The following is a 20373-nucleotide window of genomic DNA, read 5'->3' on the forward strand; positions in this document are numbered from 1 at the left end:
ACGGCTAAAATCTCAAAACCTATTCATTTGGAGCTCCTTTTCTGATTGCATTGCTATTTCTGCCTGAATTGAAACTGTATGTATTTGACTGATCCACTGACAAACAATATGAATAAATAATGACTCACATGTATTCAGTGAGGCACTATCGGTTTCTATTATTAGATTGTTCTCAGGATTAGCTAATAAAAACACAAGAAAATGACATGCAGCTCGGCGAGCATTCTCATACTGCTTTTCGTCATTGAGTTTGTTGATAACAGGAGCAACAAGTGTTGCTAGCGTTTTCGTCCCTAACACAGATGCTATCGAGGCTAAGCAATTTAATGCTGCTTCAAAAACAGGTGAACTTAGGTCATTGAGTTTGTTGGTAACAGGAGCAACAAGTGTTGCTAGCGTTTCTTTTTCTAAAGCAGGTATTATCGCGGCTAAGCAATTTAATTCTAATTCGCAAAAACTTCGATTTTGGTCATTCAGAGTATTTTTAACAGACTCAACAAGAGATATTAGCGTTTCTTTCTCTAAAGCCGGGGCTATTGCCGCTAAGCCCTTTAATGCTGTGTCCCGCTTTGTCCACTGTTGGCTATTGAGATTATTTTTAATAAATTCAACAAACGTTGTAAGCGTTTCTTTCTCTAAAGTCAGTGCCATAGTAGTTAAGCAAGTTGATGCTGCTTGGCGAACTATCATCTCTGTGTCATTGAGTTTATTGGTAATAATTTCAAAGAGCGATGCCGGTGTTTTTATCCCTAAAGCGAGTACTATTGCTCTCAAGCAATTTAATGATGCTCTGCGCTCCTGGCAACCGCGGCTATTGAGATAATTTGCAACAGGTCTAAAAAGTGTTATTAAGGTTTTTTTCTCTAAAACAGATGCTATAGTGGCTAAACCTCTTAATGCCCCATAGACAATATACCAATCTTGATCATTCAGTTTTTCTGCAAAAAATTCAGCAAGCGTTGCTCGCGTTTTTTCCTCTAAAATGGGGGCCATAGCGGCTAAACAAGCTAATACTGCTTCATGAATATCTAGATTTCGGTGATAGAGTTTGTTTATAACAGGGCTTACAAGTGTTGTTATCGTTTCTTTTTCTAAAGCTGGTATTATCGCGGCTAAGCAATTTAATACGTCTTTGCAAAAAAATTGGTCTTGGTCATACTGATTATTTTTAACAAGGTTAACAAAAGTTGCTAGCGTTTTTTTCTCTAAAGCAGGTGCCATAGCAGCTAAACAAGTTGGAACTGCTTGGCGAACGTTGAAATCTTGGTCATTGATTTTATTTCTAACAGGTTCAACAAACGTTGCTAGTGTTTCTTTTTCTAAAGCAGGTGCCATAGCAGCTAAACAACTTAGTGCTGCTTGGCGAAGCTCCGGATATCGGTCATTGATTTTATTTCTAACAAGTTCAACAAGGGTAGCTAGTGTTTCTTTCTCTAAAGCAGGTGCCATAGCTGTTAGACACTTGAATACTGCTTGGCAAACTTCGGGATCTTGATTAGTAAGTTTGGAGACTATCGGTGTAATATCTGGAGGAGGAACGTGCCAAATAGTGCCAAGCAGTTTCAATCCTCGTAATCGCTGGGATAAGCTTAGTTGAGGGTTTTTTATCTTCTCAGAAAATTGTTTTGCTAAGGCATGCAAATAGTTGTTATCGCTATTGCAAATCGAGCGCGCTTTGGCGAGTAGGGTGAGTATCTTGATTTGGCTTGGGTAAAACTCGATACTATTATTGTCAAATAAGACAGTCTCTACCGCTCGTTGCTGCGCTTTCCTACCAGTGTGCCAGGCGCTTAAAAGGTCTTTAAGGCCTAGATTGGAATAGATGCGTACTAAAATTTCTTGAGGTAATGGCGAAAAAAAATCAGTAAGAGTATTATTGGATAATTGCGGTTGCACGCTTAACGACTTCTCTGTTTCCGTGAGCTTATGTTTGTTTGTTGGGGGGTTAATGCCTGTGGTCTCTGCTGCAACTTCATTATTGGTGATATCTGCCATTGCCGACGAATCGTTTTCTTTATTTCCAGTGACGTAAGAGCTATTATTGATTTTTCCTTTATGCATAAAATTAATCCTCTGTTGCTAAATCTATGAATTAAGCTTCAGAAAACAAGGTATCATTTGAAAGTTAATTGTTTTGACAAAGCCTGATGCTTTTATGACAGCGACGCGCCTGTTTCCTAACTTGAATGAGTATCAGTGCTCCTCTGTAAACCTTGAGAAGAAGACAGATCGCGGCTCTTTGCAACAAATGATTTTAAAAATTGATAATATCTTATCATGCTGCCTAAACAATAGTCAACATGGCGGCGGGGCACCATCAAGTTAGTACTAGGTCTATTTCGGTGGTGGAAAGATGTGATGGTTGCGCAGCGTTGGAGCAAAAGCGGAAGAGATATCGTTATCTCGTAGAGATATGTGAATCAAAAGTCGGCTAGAGGATAGACTCTTAATAACAAAGCAGCAGCAAACTTGCCAAAGATATGAGAAAAGAATCCAGCAGAAGATCGCACAAGCCCTGTATTTTGAATAGCAGTTATCCGGTTAACCCAACTAAATAGAGCCTCAATGGTTGTCTCATGCGTGAAACAGCTTTAGAAAATGCTTGCTGTTCTGGATTTTCTCTTGCCCTCTCGCTTTTTTGACGGGCGTCATTATTTTTAAATCTTGTTCCATTTCAACAATTTGGTCATCAGGTCTTTTATAAGCTTGATCCCCAAAACCTAAGTTATCATGAAGCATAAGACGTATTACAAATACAATAACTCGTTTGCTGATACCAATTTGAGGAGCAGCTACGCCTACGGCACCCTTGTCAGCAATAATGTCCAACATGATTTTTATAAATTTTTTTAGCCAGTCGCTACCAAATTCTGATTGGGTAATTGGATCAGCGGTCTGCCTTAAAATAGGATCGTTTTTATCCAGAAGTGTGTTTATAGGTCACCTGATTATTGATGATTAATGTCAGTTTAGGCTTAGTTGTTATGCAGGGTGGTTTGTCTGGGAAAGTTAAATACTCTTGAATTCGCCTTAACGCAAACTTGCCCATAGCTAACAGTTTTTGGCAATGGGTTGAGCTTTTGTTCTGGATATAGGGATTTATCCGTTTTAATCCAAATGAAAAGATTGCTTTATAAGAATCATATTTTAGTGGGGATGGAGTCCCCGTAACGAATCCAGGTTTTATCTGTTTGTACTTTTTAATTGTTTCTATACAGTCTAAATGAGGGAGTACACTCCATAATTTTGGTTGATCTTGGTTAATAAAACCTGGTTGATAGCAACCATCAAAAGACCAGAGATTTTTTTCAATTAAATTATGTTCTATTGAGGGTTTTGAAGATAGGAAAAAGATTTGACCTGCTTGATTGATGAGGGCAATAGAGACATAGTCTGTTTCTACTTGACCGAGTACATCAGAGAATATTTTGCGCATAGTGACAAAATGTTCAAAGAGAAATTCCTTGGCTTTGGGGTGAAGTTTTACTTCAATAGCTGTAGGCTAAATAAGTTTCTCAGATGACATTGCCCAATCTACGCCATTACCAGCTGTGGTTAATAATTTTTTGGTGATTAGCAAATAATATATGAGCGATCATTTCTTGGTGTAATAGGTGGTAGCCAAAGTTTATTAATCCCATCAATTTTTGGCTTAATGGCCAAATCTTTATTCCAAAGACGGCTATGATGAGCGCAAATATTTCTTACATAAGTTAGAAAATATAGCCAATTGGCTAAAGTTTTTGGATGTAGTTTATAACTTTCAGCAATTATTCTTTTGTCTTCATTTTTAAGCCCTTTAAAAAGTGTTTCTAACGTCGATTTGGAAATCATCTTAAAAAATTTCATGTAGCTATCTTTTAGAAGAGATATAATGGAAAACAGCATGGATTATTGTTTATCAGAAAACTCCACCAGGACCAAAAGCAATATGGCAAGGAAGAATACAGTTATATCATTCAATTAACACAATTAATTTAGCTAAAAGAACTTATGGGTAACGATATGCTCCGGAATCAACGATCAAATCTAAACTGGAATGACTGATCAAGTGTTCCGGAATACGCAAATTATGATGCAATAGGTAAAATAAACTAAGTAGCTTGGCTGCTTTGAGTTGATTATAATGGTAATGAATCATGATAATATTTCCTGTTTTTGGGTGATTAGGGCTTCTTATTTTTGTACTAACATAATACCAAAAGCAATGACTACAATTCCCACTAGTCCAAACCCATCTATCGCTTCTTTATAAACGAAAAAAGCAATCACCGCAGTCGAAACAGGAACTAAGTAAAATAAACTTGCCACTTTAAGAATTGCACCGTGTCGGATTAATAAATACAGTATACTTAATGCACCAATCGATACCACAACAGACATCCAGCCAAGCGCAAAAATAAATTGATTAGTCCAATCGATTTGCATCGATTCAAAAAGGATTGCCCCTATCAAAGTGCTGATACCGGCAGCTAATGACTGAAGTAAGCCGCCACTCAATAGGTTCATATGAGCACAAAAACGCTTTTGATATAAATTTCCTGCAGCTAACCCAAACAGACCTAAAAAGCTCATGGCTATGCCGACTACATTGGCATGGTTCAAAGTCAATTGGTGGCTAATAACGAGAAATACGCCTAAAAAGCCTAATAAAAACCCAATCGACTGCTGTAATTGTATTCGTTCTTTTAAAATGAACGCTGCTCCCAAAGCAACTAAAATGGGTTGTAGGGCAATAATCAAAGCAGAAATAGCAGGAGAAATACCAAGATAAATGGCAACAAATACGCCAGTGGAGAATACACCGAGCATCAATAGTCCAGCAACCATGATATGAGCCACTTCCTCTAAGCTACGTGGCCAAGGTACCCGTAATAAAAGGGCAATAAAGAAAAGCAAAACAGTCGTGCAAGCAAAACGCCATGTTAAAAAAGTAAGTGGTTCTGAATAAGGAAGACCTAATTTAGCCCCCACGAAACCTGAGCCGTACAACGTAATAAAAATAAGCGGCATAAAAAAATGCCAGCGGGTCAATTGAGTTTCTTGTGCCATTAGCCGTTTACCAAATAATCGGTTCCTATAATAAAATGTTTCATATGGGGTGCGCAGCTGTGCACATTCACTGTTTTTAAGCTCCAGCGTTTAAGCTGCTCTGCTTCATTAGCCACTTTAACAACCTCTTTACCATGTAAGGATAGGTTATTAGAGATACTCACAAAATCCCCTGGTTTCATCAAAACCCGTTTTTTAACCTGGTGAGTAACTGCAATTAATTCATCTAAAGCCGCTTGTGCTTCAGGATTTAGACCAAGGGTTCTTTTTTCAAAAAGACGCAAATGATTATTTCCTGACAAGATGGGATGATTAGCCGCTTCTTCTAATTTTACTCGGGTGGAGTTCATTGTAATGTCATCATAAGGCGTATGATATTCACAACAGCGAAGTTTTTCTTTAATAGCAGTAGATAGATTCTCTAAAATGGCTTTGTTTGAAGAAAAAGTGGTATATATTTTATTATCTTCATGACTTCTTAACGATAAAATATTCACAAAATCAGGACGAACAAAATGATTAGGAAAATCTTTATGAAAATAGATCGAACCTGACGCTTTTTGCGATTGGCTGTATTTTAAAGAGTCTTTGGGGAAAATGTCTTGAAAGACATCCCCGTCATTGACATTTAAATAGGCAATTGGATGCTGGGCTGCCAAATCACTGTACATTTGTAAAAAGCTTTCCGCAACGAATGTTTTCTTCTTAAGATGTTTATCTTGTACCGGATCGGTATTATCAAATTCAGGAAGGGTGGGATCGATAGGACAATTTTCAATAAAAACAAAAGGGGATTCGTAAGTGGATAGGCTGCGTTGCTCATCCATAAACGCGATAAACCGACATAGCTCCGGCACATGGGAAACCATCCAACGGACTTGCTGTTTAAAAGCAGGATAGAATTTATAAGGGTTTATCGATAACAACAAAAATTGCTGGGTTATGCTTTCCTTTTCTTGTTCTGTAAATCTAAAATTAACAGTGAGTTCTCGTAACAAAACGACATCCTTGTAAAAATAAACTGTAAATCATCGCAGTTTAATATAACTGTTAAGCCTAGTTCAAATGATAGCTTTCTTTTTCAAAATAAATTTTCTCAACCTATTCATTAGTAAAATGGATGTGTAGATTATTACCCTGATTCTAAAGTTCCAAGTCAAGCTCCCTTTGATTACATTCAAGCAGCCTTTCTTTTTCCAAGTGTTTTGGAGCATTAGCAATCGATTTTAGCGCATCGTTTCTCTGCTTTAAAGCAGTCATTTTTTCCTGGCATTGGTGCTGCAGTGTATTAAAATGCTTAGAATAATTCTCTAACACCTTAACACCTTTTCTTGTGCTATTTTTAACTGCTTAGCCATTTCGTCAATAAGCTGATTGTTAAGTCTAAAGCCGAGCTCGTGCTGCGTTCTTACAAGTCCTTCTGCTCGATGCACATCATTCCAATCTGTTTTCTTGTCCAGGTAAAGGTTGAGGAATAATTAGACAATCCTGATGTCTGTTTGCGTCACAAGATCAGCTGTGCTTTCTTGAGTGTGATCAATTAATTCGTTAACTATTGTCTCTGGTAACGAAATAGTGCCATTTTGGTACATATCTAATAAAGCCTCTGGATTGTTCGATAGGGATTGGTTTGGATTATGAGCATACCAATTCGAGACTGAACTTGTCCAAGTGTTGTATGGTTTACGATTTTTGTTACTTGGATGTGTATTATACACATATAGCCACTGGTCATTTACATTAATATGACCGTCTTCCGAGCCTTTAATTTTAAAAAAGCTAAAATAATCTTTCTTAGCAAAGCCTTTATCTATATCAATAAGTCTTACACCGTCTTCAGTAAAAAGCATATTGCAAAAACTCTCCTGACCAACATATGTTGCAAGATCAGGATGAGCATAGCCAAATTGATTTAGTTTTCTTAAAGTTAGAATGAATTCGTTTAAGAACATGAACCGTTTATCAGACGGTAATTCTCTCGGGTTTTTCTCCTTTATTTTAGGCATATAAAAACGAGGCCAATCATTATCAATATTTTTAATATTCCATAGCCCTAAGACAAAGTATTGAGTATCGATGTTGTTATCTTTTAGAAAAAATTTTTGTTTCATAATGTGAACATTAAATTCTTGGTAATCAACTTTTTGATATTGTTTAGAAAAAATGATTTTATAGGCTTTATCTTCAGTCTTTTTATAAACTTCACCCTCAGTACCATCACCTAACAAATTTGATGTATTATTATCTGACAATTGCGAAGCAGTTTTTACTTTTTTTCGCTGGCTAACCCACATACGAACGAAATCTTGCGCTTGCCATTGACTCGAAGTTTGAGCATAGCGAATAGCATATACAATGTTTTCATAACGAATAATTTTAAATTCCTGTTGATTGATATCTAAATAGTGGGAGGTTATATCAGTACCACCAATAATTTCACTAAGAGAAGGCATGTTATAGTATCTTCCATTTACTTGGATTTAAATTATACATTGAGATTGTATATTGATCAATTTTCTGGGTGCTAAAGTGAAGCTGACAACTAATTGCTCGATTATGTAAATAACAGCTCGTGATACGAAGGGGGTGGATATGATTCAACCGATTATAATATAAAGAAATTATTATCTTCTAAATACTATGCCACAATATTTATTCGATACTCTAATCAAATGCGACAATGCTTTTAAAATAGCTATTGAAGTGCATTTCGATTATTTTCTCCTTGCACTATGTTGAATTGCAGGATAAAACCTACGGCAGTATTCAATTGATTTCTATGAAAGATAACGAACAGACGGGAATATTAGCGAGTTGAATGTAGATGAGTATTTTCTTTTAAGACGAGCATGCTGGAACTATCTTGAGCATCGTCAATTATCACTCAAAGCTAACATTGATCACCTTATTTTCCTAAATTGGAGTAGAAACTCCAAATCGTTAGAATGCTTCGTTTCACTAAGAACAATGGAGTTACTGAAGGTTTCCATCGAAAGATCAAGTTGATTCAGAGAAGAGCTTACGTTTCAGAAATTTTTGAGAGTTAGAGGGCTATGTGGATGAGTGAACTTCCCCAGAATTTGGGGAAGAGTCAATATAATTTGTAACCTATGTTTGCGGAATAGACCTGATTAAAATGGCGCGCCCGGAAGGATTCGAACCTCCGACCCCCTGGTTCGTAGCCAGATACTCTATCCAACTGAGCTACGGGCGCGTGTTTTGGCGGAGAGAGAGGGATTCGAACCCTCGATGGGATTTTGTCCCATACTCCCTTAGCAGGGGAGCGCCTTCGGCCTCTCGGCCATCTCTCCATGATGGAGGCGAAGTATAGCAGGTATTTATACGGCGTCAACTTTATTATTTTAGATTCAATCTTTATCTGAGTTAACGCTTTTTTAAAAGACAGTGTGTTGTTAAATTGTCTGAGTTAAGGTTAATGCATTGGCTTACTGCTGTTTAAATAAAGAAACTGTTGCTGGAAACATTAACGATAATCGACAGAGTTTTTAAATAAATATCTAGGTTGTCGTCCTGAGCGAAGCGAAGGATCTCCTTAGAGGATTACTGCCAAGAGTCGGGAGGTCCCTCGCTTTTGCTCGGGATGACATGCTTTGCTCAGGAGCTTTATGTTTTAAAAAAATCAACTTGTCCAGTTTTGATGTTATGCATCGCTACAACGATGGTAAGTTTTCCCTGGTCCATTAGCGATTTTATAATGGGACTGCGCTGAGGGATTTGCTGGGCAACTGCCGATGCGTTTGCTTTTGCGATCGCATCCACTAATTCCATATCAGTACACGTTTTTCCAGGCATTGATTTTTCTATACCAGGTATTACAGGTTGAATTTTGTTTAAAACATGGTCAAGATTTCCTAACTGAACGTGCTTGCAGGCCCCCGCAACAGCGCCGCAAGAAGTGTGACCCATGACCACAATTAACTTTGCTCCGGCTGCTTCTGCGCCAAACTCCATCGAGCCTAGGATATCGTCATTGAGTACATTGCCAGCAACTCTCAACGTGAAAATATCTGCTATTCCTTGATCAAAAATCATTTCGGGTACACTTCTTGAGTCCATGCAATTTAATATAATTGCGAAAGGGAATTGACCGTAAGAGGATTGCTTTGCTTGAGCTAAATAATCACGTTGAATCCCTTGATTAGCAACGAATCGTTTATTCCCAGCAATTAGCTTATTGAGGGCATCCTCTGGACTAATTTCTTGTTGCCTGGCTTGGGAAATGGTTTTACCTAATAGTGGAGGGGCGCTCGTATCCGCTAGTGCCAGCGGTAGACTAAAGCAATTAATGAGTAAAAATGCTACTAGATGTTTCATAGTTATTCCTTTAACGTTAATTCGCTCATAGATAGACGTTACCGATTTAAAAGACAACTCGCAACACTTTTGAAGTAAAAGAATTTCCGGCAATCCATTTTGCTACTCATTGCTGTTCTTTCCACGTAAATCCGTAATAGTGCTTTCCGAATCTAATGAAAATTGATTTAATCAAAATGATTTCTTGAAATAATTTCCAAAACTTAGGTTTACTGTTATCTTTTAATGAGATATTGCCGATAGTCAATGATCTTGACGGGTACCAGGAGGAGTAATGAAGCAGAAGTCGAACTTAAGCGGCAGAGAGGTGTACGTAGTGGATGGTAGTCGAACCCCTTTCCTCAAAGCGAAAGGAGTCGGCCCTTTTACCGGATCCGATTTGGCTGTGGCGGCAGGCATGTTGCTATTAAATCGTCAGCCAATCTCCCCTACGCAAATCGATGAAGTCATTATTGGTTCTGCTATGCCAGGCCCTGATGAAGCAAACATTGCCAGAGTGGTCGCTTTACGCCTAGGCTGTGGCGAAAAAGTTCCGGCTTTTACTGTCATGAGAAATTGTGCTTCAGGCATGCAAGCGCTTGATAATGCCGCGTTGCAAATTGCCAGCGGTCGAAGCGATTTGGTCTTGGCCGGGGGCACTGATGCAATGAGCCGTGCACCTCTATTGTTTAATGAAAAAATGGCAGCATGGTTAGCGCGATGGTTTAATGCAAAAACGGCCAGTCAGCGTTTTGGTCTTGTCACCCAATTTAGACCTTCCTACCTTGCTCCTGTTATTGCTTTATTGCGCGGTTTAACGGATCCCATTGTGGGTATGAATATGGGGCAAACTGCAGAGAAAGTAGCCTATCGATTTAATATTACTCGTGAACAAATGGATGAGTTTGCGAGTGAAAGTCATCACCGTTTGGCTAAGGCTTATGCTGAAGGAAAAATGGATGAAGTTGTCCCTATAATCGACAGCAAAGGGCATATTTATCAGCAGGATGATGGCATTCGACCAGATAGTACCGTAGAAAAACTAGGAAAGCTAAAGCCATTTTTCGATAAAAAATACGGCATGGTTACTGCGGGTAATAGTTCACAAATTACGGATGGAGCTTGTTTATTGCTGTTAGCCAGTGCTGAAGCCATTAAAAAATACCGATTACCGGTTATTGGCCGCATTGTTGATTCACAGTGGGCTGCTCTTGATCCTGCACAAATGGGGTTAGGCCCTGTTCATGCTGCAACACCCATTTTGCTGCGCCATCATTTAAAACCAGCGGATATGGATTGCTGGGAAATTAACGAAGCATTTGCAGCTCAGGTACTGGGTTGCTTAGCTGCCTGGGATGATGCCGATTACTGCCGTACACAATTAGGATTAAAACAAGCAATGGGAGCCCCTTCGCTTTCACAGCTTAATAAAGATGGGGGTGCAATTGCTGCAGGCCATCCGATTGGAGCAAGTGGTGCTCGCATTGTTTTACATGTTTTGCAATCACTTAAACAACATAACGGAACTCGAGGTATGGCTGCTATCTGTATTGGTGGAGGACAAGGTGGAGCAATGTACTTGGAACGAGTGACAGAGGTGAAAGAACAATGAGCAACTACAAACATTGGGAAATGCAGCTAGACGCCGATCACATTGTCTGGTTAGGGATTGATCGAAAGGATGTCTCTGTTAATGTCATTAATGATGAAGTTCTAGACGAATTAAATGGTATTTTACAAGAAGTATCGCAAATTCCTGATGCCAAGGGATTAGTTATTTATTCTGCAAAAGATAAAGGATTTATTGCTGGAGCTGATGTCCGGGCTTTTTCTCAATTTAAAACTCCAGCAGAAGCTGTCGATTTTTTAAGAAAAGGACAAGCTGTTTTTGCTCGTTTAGAAGCTTTGGCTATACCCACGGTTGCCATGATTCACGGTTTTTGCATGGGTGGGGGATTAGAGCTTGCTCTCGCTTGTGATTACCGTGTGGCGACAGATGATCAAAATACCCGTTTGGGCTTACCGGAAATCATGCTGGGTATACACCCGGGTTGGGGTGGTACTGTGCGGTTGCCTCGATTAATTGGAGGATTTGATGCACTTGCTAAAGTCATTTTGGCTGGTGCTCCGATTGCTGCAGTAAAAGCAAAGCAGTTGGGCATAGTTGACGATGTGGTTCCGCTCAGGCAATTAAAACGTGCTGCAACCTATTTTATAAAAAATAAGCCACGAAAGCATAAACCCAGATTGTTGCAAGCGCTCACTAATTATTCGTGGGTACGATCCATCTTATCGCCAATTCTTCGCTACAATGTTGCTAAACGAGTCATAAAAAAACATTATCCCGCTCCTTATGCAGTAATCGATTTATGGGAAAACGAAGGAGGGGAGGTTGAGCGTGCTTACCTTAAAGAAGTCGATTCTGTTGAGCAGTTGGTAAGCCAAGGAGATACTGCCGCTAACCTTATTCGTGCTTTCCTGCTCCGCGAGCGAATGAAAGGGTTTGCGAAAGACAGCGATTTTAAAGCAGAACATGTTCATGTGATCGGTGCAGGTGTAATGGGGGGGGATATTGCGGCTTGGTGTGCTTTGCGTCGAATTAAAGTCACACTACAAGATAAAAGCTACGCTCAAATAGCACCGGCTATTGGACGTGCTCATGCCCTCTTTAAAAAGAAACTTCGCCAACCCCGACTAATCCAAGCAGCCATGGATAGATTGATCCCTGACCCCGAGGGGCATGGTGTTGCTCGCGCTGACGTGATCATTGAAGCTGTATTTGAAGATCTTGAAGTAAAGCGTGCAATCATGCAAGGCATTGAAGCAAAGGCGAAAAAAGAGGCTATTATCGCCACAAACACTTCAAGCATACCCCTTGATGAAATCAGTGAAGTCATGAAAGATCCTACGCGTTTAGTAGGAATTCATTTTTTCAATCCCGTTGCTAAGATGGAATTAGTGGAAGTAGTAAGCGGAACAAAAACAGCAAAAACAATGGTTCAACAGGCTTGTGCTTTCGTCAATCAAATTGGTCGTTTACCATTGCCCGTTAAATCGAGTCCAGGATTTTTAATCAATCGTGTACTGATGCCTTACCTCATGGAATGCGTGCAATTACTTGAAGAAGGTTATAGTGGTGAAGAAATCGATGAAGCAGCCAAATCGTTTGGCATGATAATGGGACCTGTCGAGTTGGCAGACACGGTAGGTATGGATGTTTGCTTGGCTGTTGCTGAAAACCTCACTTCGCATTTTGGGGGAACAGTCCCAGTTCGGTTGCGGGAAATGGTTAAAGAAGGGAAATTAGGGCGCAAGTCAGGGCAAGGTTTTTATCGATATAAGAATGGTAAACCCATTAAACAAAAAATCAGAAGCACTAAACCCAATAAGGACATTGCCAATCGCTTAATTCTTCGTATGGTTAATGAAGCCGCTTCATGCTTACGTGAAGGCGTGGTAGCCGATAGCGATTTGCTAGATGGAGGTATGATTTTTGCCACGGGCTTCGCGCCTTTCCGAGGTGGCCCGATGAATTATGCCAAGCATTTCGGTCATGATAAACTCAATGAGCTTTTTGCTAAATTAGAAGCTCAGTATGGCGAACGTTTTAAGGCTAATGTTAGTTTATAAGCGCGTTTAGAAATCACGTCAGATCATCTCGGTGTTTTTGACGTGATGCCTCTGATCGTTTAGTTTGAATAGACGTTAACTCACAAGAATTAGAGCATCCTGAATGTTGCAAACTAAGTTTTTCCTAATGAGAACAAGGCATTTTTCAGAAACAAATGAACAATTATTGCAAAGGTTACTGTTCTGTTTCTTGATGATTATTTTCTCTTCCTCATGGTCTATTTCGCTGGTTTTACCGGAAAAAGGTGATTTAGTGGGTGAGATTCAATCTACTCGTCCCGAAATAGGAGAAACTTTAAGTGATGTTGCGATACGTTATGATATTGGTTATTACGAAATGATGAGGGCAAATCCTAGAGTCGACCCAGTAAGACCACTTTCACCAGAAGTTCGTTTGATTATTCCATCCCATTTTATTTTGCCGCCAGGGCCGCGTGAGGGTTTAGTCATTAATTTAGCCGAATACCGTCTTTATTATTATCCTCCCAATGATAATGTTGTGATTACAATGCCCGTTGGAATTGGTCGAGAGGGTTGGACTACACCAGTGGGAATGACCAAAGTAATAGCCAAGGAAAGAGATCCCGTTTGGAGACCCACTGCCAATGTTCGTGCGGAAGCAGCAAAAAATGGGATTCCTATTCCTGATACTTTTCCTCCGGGGGAAGGAAATCCACTTGGCAGGCACATCTTAAGACTAGGCTGGCCTACTTACCTCATTCACGGAACTAATCGCCGTGATGGCGTGGGTTCGCGTGTTAGTGCAGGGTGTATCCGAATGATGCCCGAGGATATCGAATATTTGTTTGATCTTGTAACAGTGGGCACGCCAGTGCGTGTCCTGAATGAACCCATTAAATTGGGTCGCCATAAAGGAGCAATTTATATGCAAGTTCATCCGCCACTGATCGAGCAAAAAAACAGTAATTTGCACCAACTCATTGAGCAACAGTTGACAAAAATGGAGGTAACAAAAATTAATGCTAAGGTGGTGCAAGGAGAAGAGAATTATCCCACAGGCATTCCTCAAAAAATTAGTTAGATTGATATTTTTTTACAAACGAAAAATAAATAGCATAAGCCAATAGCAGAAGGACTGTGCTGCCAATCAAGTCAACAAAATAATGCCAGCCTAATAAAACACAAGAAGCAATCAATAAGACATTAATCGGGACAAGAAGAGCGAAAAGAATAGGCCAGCAGCGCACGAGAGCAAGACAAAGCCAAGCCCAAATGACATGAAAAGAAGGCATGGCAATCATTCCTCCATCCAGGGTAGAGGGAGGGATATAATGATGCAGCTCAGTGAATTTTACTCCGGTTGCATATTGTTCTGTCATAAAATAAGGACTGCTAATAAAACTTGCTGGGCCCATGGTAGGAAAAAAATAATAAAAAGTAAAACCAAACAATGTAGTGAGAAGGAGCATCGAATAATATTCACGGATGTAGTTAAATTTGCATGCAAAAATAATAATAATGGGTAGATAGATCATTTGAAAAGGCAAGCTATTATAACCCAATGCCAGTAGAGTTCTAAACCAAGCGATATTGGCTACCCACTTCATGAGGGCTTGCAAATGAATAAATAACGTTTGATCGGTCGCAATTAATTTTTTATCAATGGGATCAAAGGGAGTAAATTGAGCAGCGATAGTGGCAATTGTAATCACTGATATGACTAAAAAGAAGTAGACAAGTTCGCGAGCGATTTTAAAAAAAGAGCTTTTTGCACCAAACAGTAAATAAGTCCCCATCAATGCCAGCGTTAAAATGATACCCATCATTGGCATCTCATGGGGAAAGTAATTATTACCCGGGAAGTGATAAGCAAAACAGTTGATAGCTAATGCTGCAGTGGACAAGATACCAATGATAACTGCTATGGTTAAATTAAAATATCTAGCATGAAAAGGCATCGTTAAGGTAATTAGTCCATTTCACTGCTTTGCTGTTTCTGTCTGATTGCATGGTAGATTTCTTCACGGTGAACTTCGATTGATCTTGGGGCTTGAACACCAAATTTCACATTACCATGCTCTAAGGTTTTAAACGCAACTATCTGAACAAGTTCCCCTTTAATGCAAACTGTCAATGGTACTTCAAATGGGATGGTCACAATATTCATTTAAAAACCTCTTTTTTTTTTAGTACGTTATATCTTATGGGCATTCTAAAAGCAATGTTTTTACGAAGAACATTATCGATTCATAAGACGGATGGTTATTTTTTATTACTTGATAATAAAAGAAATTTATCAGGGAAACAATGCAGCCGGCTTCCTATGGATATAATTTGACCTTGGCCCACATCGCTTTACCACAAAATTCAAGATAAATTTTGAGCAAACAGATTTGAGTTCTGCTACTGAAATTCAACCCCTTTGGCGCCAAGGCCCAACCTACAAATCGCATCTGCAACCATGAACATTTGCTAGATAAAAGAAAATCAGTTACTATTGTGCGTTTTTTAAACCCTTGCCTTACTTCGTTTTTTACGAGGAAGGCTTTTATCCATAAGGAGAAATGATGAGACATTACGAAGTTGTGTTTCTAGTTCACCCTGATCAGAGCGAGCAAGTACCAGCGATGGTCGAACGCTATGAAGGTATCATCACAAAGCATGACGGTCTGATTCATCGTAAAGAGGATTGGGGACGCAGGCAACTGGCTTATTCAATTAAAGACGTGCACAAAGCGCACTATATCTTAATGAATATCGAATGTAATCAAAGTGCCCTTGAAGAATTGAAAAATGCATTCAAATTTAACGATGCAATTTTAAGGCATTTGATTATTAATCAAAAGCATGCGATTACAGGCCCATCCGCGTTGATGAAAAAAGAAAAAGATGAGCGAGCAGCCTAAGGGGGAATAACTATGTCAGGAACGTATTTTCGACGCAAAAAACTATCTCGTTTTAGTTCTGATAGTTCTGGCGAGATTGATTATAAAGATTTAAATTTATTAAAAAACTATATTACTGAAACAGGAAAAATCGTACCCAGTCGTATTACTGGTACTCAAACCCGTTTTCAGCGTCAATTGGCAAAAGCCATTAAGCATGCTCGATTCTTGGGTTTATTACCTTACTGTGATAGCCATCGATAATAATGGCTCGCTTAGGCGAATTTTTAGGTAAACAGGGTCGTCTTCTAATAGAAAACGACCAAATTGCTTTGGTGTACATTGCGGTTTTAGCTTTAATACCTTTTGCAGCTTGGTTATCGGCAGCAGCTGTGGCATTGATAACGTTGCGTAAGGGTTGGCTCGATGGTTTTAAAGGCTTCGTGGTGGCTACAATAACACTACTTATCCTGTCATTAGCATCTATGCCCTTATCTGCTGCGGTTATTACGGCTTTATTGGCTTTTTTGCCTTGTTATCTGACTGCAGCGATTTTGCATGCCACGACAAGCATAAAAATAGCCGGTTTTTTTATTGTCTTACAAGCCTTGTTGATTATCGCGTTAATCCATTGGTTAGCTCCTGAATTTATCAGCAACCAATATCTTTATGTCCAGGCGGTAATTAAAGAGTTAGAACGAGAAAGTTCTGACGGCGCAGTGACAAGCTTATTAAGCAATAATGAAGCCGTTAATAAAGTGGTTATTACTAATTATTTAGTAGGAGTTCAGGCTGTAAGCGTGCTCTTGTCAGCTATCGTCTCCTTATTGTTAGCCCGCTCAGTGCAATCCAGGTTATTTTATCCTGGGGGATTTAAGCGCGAAATGATAGCCTTTCGTGCGAGTGGCTTTGGGGTCATTTTGCTGGTTATTGCTATCGTTGGCGCTTATCAGCATAATCCTTTGGCTTTAAGCTGTTTACCAGTGCTTGCTGTTTATTATGTATTTGCGGGCCTAAGCCTAAGCTTTAATGTTTTGGTCAAAGATAAGGGTGTGGGTGCTTTAGCTTTGCTATTGGCTCCATTAATTTTGCTACCATTTGTCATGTTACCTGTATATGTCATTTTGGGTGCTTTAGATAGTTTGTTTAATTTTAGGTTACACCTGTCTTCTAATGCAGGTGGTCAATAGAATAAGGGGTAATAAGATGGAAGTTATTTTATTAGAGAAAATCAGAAGATTAGGTGATTTAGGTGATAAAGTCGAAGTGAAAGCCGGTTACGGCCGCAATTTTCTAATTCCACAAAATAAAGCAGTGTTTGCTACTGAAGAAAATACTAAGCTTTTTGAAGCGCGGCGCGCGGAACTTGAGAAAAAGGCTAAGCAGGCTTTCGCAGCAGCAGAGCAACGTGCAGCTAAGTTAAACGATACTACCGTTATCATCTCAGCAATGGCTAGTGATGAAGGCAAGCTTTACGGTTCAGTGAGTGCTAGTGAAATCAAAGATGCATTGCTCGCAAAATCCATTGAGGTGAGCAAACGTGAAATTGTTATGCCCAACGGGCCTATTCACTCTGTAGGTGATTTCACAGTTGAAATCCACTTGCATAGCGATGTGATAGCAAACTTACAAGTTCAAGTGGTACCAGCTAAGTAATTGCTGAGAGAAGTAGGTTGGGTCTTTCGGCCCACCTATCCCTCATAAGTGCCTGCTTGCCCCGGTGTAGTGAGTTAATCTTTCCATTTAATATTACAGCCTAAACTCGGTTTTTGTTCGAAATTCAATGATTGATTGGCGAGTAGACAATCTAAGGCTTGACGGATCGAACTACCTGTTACTTCAATGTGATTGCCCGGGCGAGAGTCATCTAATTGCCCACGATAGGCTAATACCAGATTTGAGTCAAAGACATAAAAATCGGGGGTACATGCTGCTTGATAGGCTTTCGCAACCTCTTGAGTTTCGTCAAAGAGATAAGGGAAGGGATAGCCCTCTTGAACAGCAATTTTTTTCATGTTCTCTGGGGAATCATCAGGATAACTTTCAACATCATTAGAATTAATGGCGAAAAAATTAACTCCTTCGGGCATATAGTCATTAGCTAAGCGAGCAAGTTCTTTGCTAACATGTTTTACATAGGGGCAATGATTACAAATAAACATAACCACCGTGGCCTTGCTCTTATTTGAATTGTTTAAGCTGACTTTTTCACCACTGATTACATCCAATAAAGAAAATTGTGGAGCCTGAGTACCCAGCGGTAGCATGGTTGAAGCGGTTTTAGCCATAAAAACTCCTGTATTAGAATTCTATTTAAGGACTTAAGAAAAAAATAATTTATAGATAGCAATTAACGCAAATAATGTATTAAGGATAGCCCACAATAAGGTAATTAATCTTCCTCGATAAGCGCAATGAAAAGCATAAATGGCAATGGATAAGCCTCCAAAAAAGAAAATCCATTGATTTTCATAGGCAAAGCCGACAGAAAGAAAAGCAATGCCAGAAATGCCTATTAACAGAAAAACATTATTAAGCTGGCCGCTTAAAAAATAAAAAACGAGAAGCTGCACCGATAAGAGCACAGGCAAAGCAATTTGCAAGGTGTTGCTTATGTGAAGAAGAATGGCGCCATGTCCAGCAATGAGGATCATTTCAAGGGCTATAAAATACAATAACCTAAAATGAAGCGATGTGAATAGCAGTAAAACTGAGCCAATGACGTAGTAAACCTGGGCGGGTGTTTGTGTGAGGCCGAAAAGCAAGATACCGGCACCCACAATCCCACTCAATAAAAACAGGCTGTCTTGTGCTTTAGAAGTTACCAACGTAAGTAGATCCCTTTGTTTGCTGCCTCGTTAATAACTTGGGATTGCGATTTATTTGTCGAAACCCAATAGTTACCCATATTGCTTAATGCAAATTTAACCCGAGGGTACTGGCACACTTCTAAAACATTGCGACAATCAACGGGAGCATTGCCCTCGTTCTCTTTGACAAAGCATTGAAAATGCAAGTGGTCAACATCAGAGGCAAAAGCTGCCCAATTAGCAGGATCTAATTTTGCCGTAAGAGGGGGACTCATGAAAACTTCACGTGTTTCATAACGTTGTAATTCAATTGGAACATTGCCACGGTTCTGAATTAAATAAAACGACTGTTCCCCATTTTCATTAAGGACTAAGTAATTTTCATTAAAACCAAAACCGGTGACCTCACAGCCATGTGGAAATGTATTGGCAGCAGCCATGCTGCTAAAAAAAACAGTCATTGTAAACACTGACATGATTGTTTTATAAAGCGACATGCGAATCCTCTATCGATACTAAAGCGCGTATTCTAATGATAACCGCATTAAAAGTGAATAAAATTACGCGAATCCGTGATGATTTCATTTCGTAGTAGGGCCATCGCTTCGCGAAGCGAAGGATCTCCCGCCTCTTGGTAGTAAGGAGATCCTCACTGTTCAGGACGACAATCAACTATCATTGCTTCGCTGTGCTCAGAATGAAGCGTTTTCTCGGGACGACTTTTTTGCATCGCGTTGAAATCCCAGTTTTAGCTAAAATTAGTCTTTATTGGCAGCAATTCTTGATTTAATCATGGGAGAATAAGTTCTATACACACTGAGGGTTAGATAAATCACTACATACCCCACGGATAACGCGAGCCAAAGTGATTCAATATTGGGATAACTCCAAAGGATAATCGCAGAGCTAATCCCATAAATTGCGGAAAGGCTATGCATCACAACTTTTAAAAATTTAGAGTCAGTTAGGTAATCCAATCTTGATGGGTAGACATATTTTACCGGTACAAAAATCAATACACATAAGATGGAAAGAATCCAAGCATTGGTTGTCATCGCGGTGTCAAAGATGAACATGTAGAATACTGCGATATTCCAATAGCAGGGGAAGCCCTTAAAAAAATGATCAGCGGTTTTTGCATCTGCCTGACAAAATTGATATGCCGAAGTAATGACGATGGCGACAATAATGAATAACAAATAACCAGGAGGTAACATATCCGGTTTAACGAACAGGAAAAAACAAGGAGTAATGACATAGTTTAGATAATCGACAATATTATCAAGTAATGTCCCATCGATATTAGGTAAAACAGATTTGACCCCCACTAATCTTGCGAGAGAGCCATCCACTGCATCAATAAATACCGCTATTCCCATAAACCAAAGGGCCTGGACATAGTTATGTTGATAAATCTCAATGAGGGTTAATACCCCAAAACAAGCCGCACTTGCTGTAAAAGCGTGCACAGCCCAGGCAACCAGGTAGTGAGCAGGAGGGTAGCCTAGTTTTTTCTTTGTCATAAATTTCCTAAGATTTTTAACCTAATAAGACGGATTAGCGAAATAGTAACAACAATCAAAACTCCTGTGCAAGAATACTGTGAGTGAATTATTCATTACTGATACCTTTTGCAGACCAAAATGTTGCGAGTAGGATTTTAATGAGCTTGCTTCCCGACAATGATAAGATAAACTTAAAAAATAGAAATAAATGGATGG

At 39.4% G+C, this 20373-nt stretch carries 22 protein-coding genes, 2 tRNA genes and 1 pseudogene; 8 read left to right on the forward strand and 17 right to left on the reverse strand.

Annotated features, from left to right (window positions below):
* Nucleotides 1–12: 12 nt before the first annotated feature.
* The 8 genes from B5D33_RS03925 to B5D33_RS03955 form a co-directional block, all read right to left on the reverse strand.
* Nucleotides 13–2061 (reverse strand): HEAT repeat domain-containing protein, encoded by a 2049-nt coding sequence (locus B5D33_RS03925; protein WP_058451438.1) that lies wholly within the window; start codon nucleotides 2059–2061, stop codon nucleotides 13–15.
* A gap of 513 nt (nucleotides 2062–2574) precedes the next feature.
* On the reverse strand, nucleotides 2575–2937 hold the full coding sequence (locus B5D33_RS03930) for a peptide deformylase (RefSeq protein ID WP_078767330.1): 363 nt from the start codon (nucleotides 2935–2937) through the stop codon (nucleotides 2575–2577).
* Nucleotides 2918–3436 carry a flagellar biosynthesis protein FlgJ gene (locus B5D33_RS03935; protein ID WP_234802451.1) on the reverse strand — a complete coding sequence of 173 codons (519 nt, stop codon included), beginning with the start codon at nucleotides 3434–3436 and terminating at the stop codon, nucleotides 2918–2920. The genes B5D33_RS03930 and B5D33_RS03935 overlap by 20 nt, the downstream gene beginning before the upstream one ends.
* Before the next feature lie 137 nt (nucleotides 3437–3573).
* Nucleotides 3574–3849, reverse strand: coding sequence for an Abi family protein (locus B5D33_RS03940; RefSeq protein WP_162263012.1), 276 nt, complete (start codon nucleotides 3847–3849; stop codon nucleotides 3574–3576).
* Nucleotides 3850–3991: 142 nt separating this feature from the next.
* Nucleotides 3992–4141, reverse strand: a complete 150-nt coding sequence (locus B5D33_RS16545; RefSeq protein ID WP_156414998.1) for a hypothetical protein — start codon at nucleotides 4139–4141, stop codon at nucleotides 3992–3994.
* 35 nt (nucleotides 4142–4176) lie between these two features.
* Complete coding sequence (locus B5D33_RS03945) at nucleotides 4177–5052, reverse strand: DMT family transporter (RefSeq protein ID WP_058451436.1); 876 nt, start codon at nucleotides 5050–5052, stop codon at nucleotides 4177–4179.
* A complete protein-coding gene (locus B5D33_RS03950) occupies nucleotides 5052–6050 on the reverse strand; it encodes a TauD/TfdA family dioxygenase (RefSeq protein ID WP_058451435.1) in 999 nt (332 codons plus the stop codon). The genes B5D33_RS03945 and B5D33_RS03950 overlap by 1 nt, the downstream gene beginning before the upstream one ends.
* A gap of 480 nt (nucleotides 6051–6530) precedes the next feature.
* Entirely contained in the window at nucleotides 6531–7505 is a 975-nt protein-coding gene (locus tag B5D33_RS03955) for a hypothetical protein (protein WP_058451434.1), read from the reverse strand.
* Nucleotides 7506–7985: 480 nt separating this feature from the next.
* On the opposite strand from B5D33_RS03955, the pseudogene B5D33_RS16275 reads away from it, so the two are divergent.
* A pseudogene (locus tag B5D33_RS16275) lies at nucleotides 7986–8115 on the forward strand (transposase); the annotation flags it as partial.
* Nucleotides 8116–8189: 74 nt separating this feature from the next.
* Here the strand turns inward: B5D33_RS16275 and B5D33_RS03960 are convergent.
* The 3 genes from B5D33_RS03960 to B5D33_RS03970 all read right to left on the reverse strand — a co-directional run bounded on the left by B5D33_RS03960 (nucleotide 8190) and on the right by B5D33_RS03970 (nucleotide 9393).
* Nucleotides 8190–8266: transfer RNA gene (locus B5D33_RS03960), tRNA-Arg, on the reverse strand.
* A gap of 6 nt (nucleotides 8267–8272) precedes the next feature.
* A tRNA-Ser gene (locus tag B5D33_RS03965) sits at nucleotides 8273–8363 on the reverse strand.
* Between the two features lie 313 nt (nucleotides 8364–8676).
* Nucleotides 8677–9393 carry a carbonic anhydrase family protein gene (locus tag B5D33_RS03970; RefSeq protein ID WP_411550292.1) on the reverse strand — a complete coding sequence of 239 codons (717 nt, stop codon included), beginning with the start codon at nucleotides 9391–9393 and terminating at the stop codon, nucleotides 8677–8679.
* 268 nt (nucleotides 9394–9661) lie between these two features.
* On the opposite strand from B5D33_RS03970, the gene B5D33_RS03975 reads away from it, so the two are divergent.
* The 3 genes from B5D33_RS03975 to B5D33_RS03985 all read left to right on the forward strand — a co-directional run bounded on the left by B5D33_RS03975 (nucleotide 9662) and on the right by B5D33_RS03985 (nucleotide 14038).
* The gene (locus B5D33_RS03975; RefSeq protein WP_058451432.1) at nucleotides 9662–10978 is read left to right on the forward strand and encodes an acetyl-CoA C-acetyltransferase; all 1317 of its coding nucleotides are present in this window, start codon (nucleotides 9662–9664) and stop codon (nucleotides 10976–10978) included.
* Nucleotides 10975–12996: a 3-hydroxyacyl-CoA dehydrogenase NAD-binding domain-containing protein gene (locus B5D33_RS03980; protein ID WP_058451431.1), complete on the forward strand. Its 2022-nt coding sequence runs from the start codon at nucleotides 10975–10977 to the stop codon at nucleotides 12994–12996. The genes B5D33_RS03975 and B5D33_RS03980 overlap by 4 nt, the downstream gene beginning before the upstream one ends.
* 127 nt (nucleotides 12997–13123) lie before the next feature.
* Complete coding sequence (locus B5D33_RS03985; RefSeq protein ID WP_058451480.1) at nucleotides 13124–14038, forward strand: L,D-transpeptidase family protein; 915 nt, start codon at nucleotides 13124–13126, stop codon at nucleotides 14036–14038.
* Here the strand turns inward: B5D33_RS03985 and B5D33_RS03990 are convergent.
* Entirely contained in the window at nucleotides 14031–14915 is an 885-nt protein-coding gene (locus tag B5D33_RS03990) for a phosphatase PAP2 family protein (protein WP_058451430.1), read from the reverse strand. The two genes, B5D33_RS03985 and B5D33_RS03990, sit on opposite strands and share 8 nt — an antisense overlap.
* Nucleotides 14916–14926: 11 nt before the next feature.
* Nucleotides 14927–15124, reverse strand: coding sequence for a carbon storage regulator (locus B5D33_RS03995; protein WP_058451429.1), 198 nt, complete (start codon nucleotides 15122–15124; stop codon nucleotides 14927–14929).
* 400 nt (nucleotides 15125–15524) lie between these two features.
* Between B5D33_RS03995 and rpsF the strand changes: the two genes are divergently transcribed.
* The 4 genes from rpsF to rplI are packed head-to-tail and all read left to right on the forward strand — an operon-like array spanning nucleotide 15525 to nucleotide 17498.
* Nucleotides 15525–15863: a 30S ribosomal protein S6 gene (gene rpsF / locus B5D33_RS04005; protein ID WP_058451427.1), complete on the forward strand. Its 339-nt coding sequence runs from the start codon at nucleotides 15525–15527 to the stop codon at nucleotides 15861–15863.
* Nucleotides 15864–15875: 12 nt separating this feature from the next.
* Nucleotides 15876–16106: a 30S ribosomal protein S18 gene (gene rpsR, locus B5D33_RS04010; protein ID WP_058451426.1), complete on the forward strand. Its 231-nt coding sequence runs from the start codon at nucleotides 15876–15878 to the stop codon at nucleotides 16104–16106.
* A gap of 2 nt (nucleotides 16107–16108) precedes the next feature.
* A complete protein-coding gene (locus B5D33_RS04015; RefSeq protein ID WP_058451425.1) occupies nucleotides 16109–17032 on the forward strand; it encodes a DUF2232 domain-containing protein in 924 nt (307 codons plus the stop codon).
* 16 nt (nucleotides 17033–17048) lie between these two features.
* On the forward strand, nucleotides 17049–17498 hold the full coding sequence (gene rplI, locus B5D33_RS04020) for a 50S ribosomal protein L9 (RefSeq protein WP_058451424.1): 450 nt from the start codon (nucleotides 17049–17051) through the stop codon (nucleotides 17496–17498).
* Nucleotides 17499–17572: 74 nt separating this feature from the next.
* Here the strand turns inward: rplI and B5D33_RS04025 are convergent, their stop codons facing one another.
* The 4 genes from B5D33_RS04025 to pcsA form a co-directional block, all read right to left on the reverse strand.
* Nucleotides 17573–18130 carry a thioredoxin family protein gene (locus tag B5D33_RS04025; RefSeq protein WP_058451423.1) on the reverse strand — a complete coding sequence of 186 codons (558 nt, stop codon included), beginning with the start codon at nucleotides 18128–18130 and terminating at the stop codon, nucleotides 17573–17575.
* A gap of 33 nt (nucleotides 18131–18163) precedes the next feature.
* Nucleotides 18164–18670 carry a hypothetical protein gene (locus tag B5D33_RS04030; RefSeq protein WP_115304896.1) on the reverse strand — a complete coding sequence of 169 codons (507 nt, stop codon included), beginning with the start codon at nucleotides 18668–18670 and terminating at the stop codon, nucleotides 18164–18166.
* The gene (locus B5D33_RS04035; RefSeq protein ID WP_058451422.1) at nucleotides 18664–19149 is read right to left on the reverse strand and encodes a hypothetical protein; all 486 of its coding nucleotides are present in this window, start codon (nucleotides 19147–19149) and stop codon (nucleotides 18664–18666) included. Before B5D33_RS04035 ends, B5D33_RS04030 begins: the two co-directional genes overlap by 7 nt.
* 261 nt (nucleotides 19150–19410) lie before the next feature.
* The gene (gene pcsA, locus B5D33_RS04040; protein ID WP_058451421.1) at nucleotides 19411–20175 is read right to left on the reverse strand and encodes a phosphatidylcholine synthase; all 765 of its coding nucleotides are present in this window, start codon (nucleotides 20173–20175) and stop codon (nucleotides 19411–19413) included.
* Nucleotides 20176–20373: the final 198 nt, after the last annotated feature.

Source organism: Legionella maceachernii, assembly GCF_900167045.1.
Classification (GTDB): domain Bacteria; phylum Pseudomonadota; class Gammaproteobacteria; order Legionellales; family Legionellaceae; genus Tatlockia; species Tatlockia maceachernii.